The following is a 5506-nucleotide window of genomic DNA, read 5'->3' on the forward strand; positions in this document are numbered from 1 at the left end:
AACATAAACCGATATAGCTTAATTACACACTTTTTATTCCATCACCTTCGATAGTAATTAATTTTTGTTTGTATAAACTACCTATCGCTTTTTTAAAGTTCTTTTTACTCATTTCTAAAGCATCTTTAATAGCCTCTGGAGAAGATTTATCATTAAGTGGTAAAAAACCAGAATTATCTTCTAATGTATCTAGAATTTTTTTTGCATTAGGCTCTATATTTCTATAACCTATTTCTCCCAAGCCAATATCTAGTTTATTTCCTGGTCTTATTTTTTTTACAACACCTTTTAAACGGTCTCCAATACTTAATTCTTGAAAAATATTGTCCTTATAAATTAAACCTGTATGTTGTTTGTTTACAATCACATTCATTCCAAAATCACTTGGATGCGAGACTATTAATTCTACAGCTTCAAACTCTGAAACTGTTAGTGTTTCATTATCTAAAAACCTATTGGTTTTACTTGTTGCTACTAATCTTTCGCTTTTTTCATCTAAATAACAATGTACTAAATACCAACCTCCTTTTTTCATTGGGAAAGCTTGCTCTTTAAATGGGCAAAATAATTCTTTTACCATTCCCCAATCTAAAAAAGCACCATAATCGTTTACTACATTACAACGTAATACTGCAAAATCACCTTTTGTTATATGTGGCTCGTCTGTAACTGCCACTAAACGCTCATCGTTATCTAAATAAATAAACACTTCTACATCGTCTCCAACTTTAAAAACGTCTTCAACATAACGGTTTGGCAATAAAACTTCATTACCATCTTTGTCGCCTAAAAACATACCTGGTTCGGTATCTCTAAGTATTTCTAACGTATTAAACTCTCCAATATTTATCATGGCACAAAAATACTAATATTAAAACTCAAAAATGTGTTTTTTTTATTCAATAAGTAAACTTCGATGTTGTCCACAAAAAAAGCGTTACAACTTAAGTTATAACGCTTTTTATATAAATTTAAATTCTGTTTTCTATTTGTTATAAACAGACTCTTTTTTAAAGTGTCTAGCTAGTAAATAATAAACTACAGCTCTGTATTTATTTCTATTAGATTTGCCGTACTTTTCCATTACAGAAGCTATTGCTTTATCTAAGTCTGCACTATCTTTTAAACCTAATTTCTTAATTAAGAAATTATTTTTAACAGTATCTAATTCACTTTGGTCTGAACCAGAAACCGTTGCAGCATCTTTATTATAGATAGATGGTCCACAACCAATTGTTACTTTAGTTAAAAAATCCATATCTGGAGTTTCACCTATTTTATCTTTTAAATCTGCAGCATATTTTACTATTAGATCATCTCTTTTACTCATAATTATAGTTTTAAGTTATTTAACACTTTAAATATACAATTTTTTTAATCTAATAAAATTATTGACTTAATAAATTACATTCAAAATATCGATAAACGAAAAAAAACATCGGCTAATTACTTTATTTTATTAAAATAGTTTAGTAGTATCTCATCATTTTCTGCACTAGGCGTAAACACTTCTAATAGTTGTGGTCTCTCTTTTTTATCATAGAATGTGTTTAAAGCCAAAGTTAATTTACTTTCTGTTGCAGCCATTGTATATTCAAAACCATACATATTACATAATTGTTTAGCTGTTAGCTTATGTTTTGTTTCAAAAAATGTATCAAAATTAGTTGTGTTTTTGTGTCCTGGAAGAATTCTAAAAATACCTCCTCCACTATTATTAACTACTATTATTCTAAAATTATTAGGTATATAATTATTCCATAAAGCATTACTATCGTAAAAAAAACTTAAATCTCCTGTAATAAAAGTGGTTTGTAATTTAGAAGCTAAAGCAGCACCAATTGCTGTACTTGTACTACCATCTATTCCGCTTGTACCTCTATTACAAAACACTTCTATACTGTGTTTTAAATCGAATAGTTGTGTGTATCTAATTGCAGAGCTATTTCCAACTTGTAATTGCGAATGACTTGGTATTGTTTTTAACAAAACATCGAAAACTTTAAAATCGCTAAAAGCTATGGATTCCATGTATTTATCGTGCTTTTCTCGTCTGCTATTAAAAGCATTTAGCCAACAACTATTGTATTCACTTTGTACAGTATTTGTTGGCAGTAAAAGCTTTGAGAATAAAGTATTAACAGATGTTTTAAACACCTTATTTAAAGTAAAAAAGGTATCATTAGCGTTATTTTCTCCAATATGCCAATGTTGTTTTGGTTTGTATTCTCTTAAAAACTTTTTAATTTTTTTAGAGACTATAAGTCCGCCAAAGGTTAGTAATAAATCTGGCTTTAATTGTTTTAATTCTTCAGTGTTTAAAGCGCCAATTAATTTATCTATTCCAGGAATAAAACGCTCGTGATGTATATTAGATGTTGTTTCTGTTAATATTAAAACACTCTCATCTTTAGCTAAAATATCAAGATATTTTTGGTCTACAGTATTAGGCTGGTTTACACCAACTAAAACTAATTTGCGTTTAGCAACGTTCCATTGCTTAATGTATTCACTTAAATCTTCATTATAATTAGCTATTGTAACTGTTGGAATAACTTCTGGGTTTACAGATAATTCGTCTACTGTTTCATACAAAGGCTCATTAAAAGGGATGTTTATATGTACTGGTCCTTTTTGTAAAACCGAAGTATTAATTGCTTTATTTATCTGCGTTTCATTATGTTGCTGTATTGCTTTTTGCAAGCCAAGATACTTCTCCAACTTGTTTTCAATACTCTTTATTATTGGCAACGCGTTGTCTTCCAGTTTATTTTCTTCGTCTAAATCTTGCTTTAAATTAGCAGAATATAGAATGTGGTTTTTATAAACATCTTCTTGATTAATGGTTTGCCCATCACCAATACCAACCAAGTATTTTGGTCTATCTGCACTTAAAACTAGTAATGGAATATTACTATAAAAAGCTTCTGCAACAGCAGGATAATAATTTAACAATGCACTACCAGAAGTGCAAACAACTGCTACTGGCTCTTGTATTTGCTGTGCAATTCCCATGGCAAAAAACGCTGCGCAACGCTCATCTACAATACTATAACATTTAAAAAATGGATTATGCGTAAAACCAATAGTTAAAGGTGCATTTCTGCTACCTGGAGACAATACAATATGCTTAATGTTTTTAGCTTTACAAAGCTGAACAACGGTTTGAGCGAGTGGATTTTTTGGGTACTTCATATCTACTGTAAAAATACGAAATAGTGGTTTTTAAACCCAATTAAAACAATACCTTTTTCATGGTTTGTGTTTTATCAACGGTTTCCTCCCATTCTTTTTCTGGAATAGAATCTTTAGTAATGCCACCACCAACATAAATACTTGCTTTTACGTCTGTTAATTGCATACAACGTAAATTAACAAATAAGTTGGACACCTTTTTTACAGATGCATAAGCACTGTTTTCGACATTGCGTCTGTTAGTATTTCTAGTTATTTTCTCAACTATATTTAATTCGCCTAAAAAACCAGTATAAAACTCGCGTTTATAATTTTCATTTTCTAAAATAAATTGCTTAGCAACCGTTTTTGGTAAGCCGCAAACTGCAGGAGTAGGATGCAATACTTCTACAATAGTTTTTAAGTTTGAATTTAAAATACCCGAAACCTTAGTTCTTAAATGTAATAAGTTACCAGCTTTAATAGTTTCTACCTTTGCAACATTTAAACTGTTAACAGAAGCTTCTAAACTGTTTACTAAATAATCTGTAACTAGCTGTTGTTCTTCGGTTTCTTTAGCTTTCCAAACAGGATTATCTTCGCTTTCATATTTTTGAGTGCCAGCTAATGCCATTGTTGTAAATCTATTTCCTGTAACATTAATTAAAGTTTCTGGTGTTGCACCAAGCCAAAGTCCTATTTTTGGATGATACCAACAATATACAAATGCTGTTTTGTATTGAGATAGCAAGCGCTTAAATAGTTGTAATGGGTTTTCTTCAATAAGGTTAACGTCTTCCTTTCTTGAGAGTACTACTTTTTTAAACGTGTTGTCTTCAAATGCTTTTATGGCTTTTGAAACCATATTTATATGAAAAGCTTTCGCTTGGCTTGATTCTTTTTTCTCTTCTAAGCGCATTCCTGACTGTAAAGGAATAATAGATTGATATTCAAGTAATTCAGATTGACCAATGGGAATAATAACTGTGCGCTCCTCATTATTAAAAGGTGCAAAAACAAAGCCGCTTTCTGTTAAGTTTTTTGTGGTATAAACTGTATCATCATTTTGAAACAAACCTTTTATAACAGAAGCATTCGGTTTTCTGTATAACACAAAAGGTAATGCATCGTTAAAATGATTTTGGGCAATTTCAAAAAAATGTTCTAATTGCATTTACTGCTTCTTTTTTGGTAACGAAATAGTAGATAGTCTGCAAATAGACACTAAATTATCAGCCTCGTCAGTCACTCTAATATCTAATAATTGTGTGGTTCTCCCTTTGTGTAAAAAGCTTGCTTTTGCATACACAAAACCTTCTTTTACACTTTTTAAATGGTTAGCAGTAATTTCTAAACCACGCACAAACATCTCATCTGTATTTGTAAAAATATGCGACGCAAAACTACCAACACTTTCTGCTAAAGCAGCTGTTGCTCCACCATGTAACACACCATCTGGCTGGTATACTCTTGCCGTTACTGGCATTCTGGCAATAAGAAAATCTTCACCATAATCTACAATTTCAATACTTAAGGTTTCCATTAATGTATTTTTGCTAGCTGCATTTGCTTGTGCTAACATTTCCGCTTTAGAGAGATTCATCTATTTACTGTATTTTTATCATAATTTTAATACTGTAAAAATACGAAACAAAGCCACAATGCAATCTACCAAAAAGGAAATATTTTATAATACTAAAAAGCCATATTCAACTTTAAATAACTTAACCAAAAAAACAAAAAATGTTTGGTTGGTTTGCCATGGTTTAGGTTATTTAAGTGAATTTTTTATCAACTATTTTAAAGGTTTAAATGCCGAAGACAATTACATTATTGCACCTCAAGCTCCAAGTCTATACTACCAAAATGGTTTTAAACATGTTGGTGCTTGCTGGTTAACTAAAGAAAACACAGTTAACGAAACTCAAAACATAATAAATTACTTTGATGCTATTTTAGCTGAAGAACAGATTCCAAGCGATAAAAACCTAATTGTTTTTGGCTACTCTCAAGGTGTTAGCGTTTCTACACGCTATATTAAATACAGACAGTTACAATGCTCACAATTAATATTGCATTCTGGTGGTTTACCAAAGGAATTAATTGCTGATGATTTTAGTTTTTTAAAAGCGAAAGTGTCTTTGGTTTATGGCACTAAAGACGAATATTTAAATGAAGAACGCATTGCTTATGAAACTAAGCGTGCTCATGAATTGTTTGGAAATGGTTTGAATATTATTCCTTTTGATGGGAAACATGTTGTTAATGTGGAGGTTGTTGGTGAATTGGTTTAGGTGTTGGTGGTTTTTTTGAAAAGGTTCGTTTAACGGTA

6 protein-coding genes are annotated in these 5506 nt (G+C 30.7%); 1 reads left to right on the forward strand and 5 read right to left on the reverse strand.

All coding sequences use genetic code 11. From position 1 onward, the window contains the following. Positions 1-22: 22 nt before the first annotated feature. The 5 genes from Q0C58_RS10755 to Q0C58_RS10775 form a co-directional block, all read right to left on the reverse strand. Complete coding sequence (locus Q0C58_RS10755; protein WP_290701270.1) at positions 23-853, reverse strand: S1-like domain-containing RNA-binding protein; 831 nt, start codon at positions 851-853, stop codon at positions 23-25. Positions 854-985: 132 nt separating this feature from the next. Further along, positions 986-1330 carry a DUF2853 family protein gene (locus tag Q0C58_RS10760; RefSeq protein ID WP_290701273.1) on the reverse strand — a complete coding sequence of 115 codons (345 nt, stop codon included), beginning with the start codon at positions 1328-1330 and terminating at the stop codon, positions 986-988. A 116-nt stretch (positions 1331-1446) separates the two neighbouring features. Next, a complete protein-coding gene (gene menD / locus Q0C58_RS10765; protein WP_290701276.1) occupies positions 1447-3195 on the reverse strand; it encodes a 2-succinyl-5-enolpyruvyl-6-hydroxy-3-cyclohexene-1-carboxylic-acid synthase in 1749 nt (582 codons plus the stop codon). A 40-nt stretch (positions 3196-3235) separates the two neighbouring features. Further along, a complete protein-coding gene (locus Q0C58_RS10770) occupies positions 3236-4348 on the reverse strand; it encodes a chorismate-binding protein (RefSeq protein WP_290701277.1) in 1113 nt (370 codons plus the stop codon). After that, on the reverse strand, positions 4349-4777 hold the full coding sequence (locus Q0C58_RS10775) for a hotdog fold thioesterase (protein ID WP_290701279.1): 429 nt from the start codon (positions 4775-4777) through the stop codon (positions 4349-4351). 58 nt (positions 4778-4835) lie between these two features. On the opposite strand from Q0C58_RS10775, the gene Q0C58_RS10780 reads away from it, so the two are divergent. Further along, the gene (locus Q0C58_RS10780; protein WP_290701281.1) at positions 4836-5468 is read left to right on the forward strand and encodes an esterase; all 633 of its coding nucleotides are present in this window, start codon (positions 4836-4838) and stop codon (positions 5466-5468) included. Positions 5469-5506: the final 38 nt, after the last annotated feature.

The organism is Lacinutrix sp. (assembly GCF_023299985.1).
Classification (GTDB): Bacteria; Bacteroidota; Bacteroidia; order Flavobacteriales; family Flavobacteriaceae; genus Lacinutrix.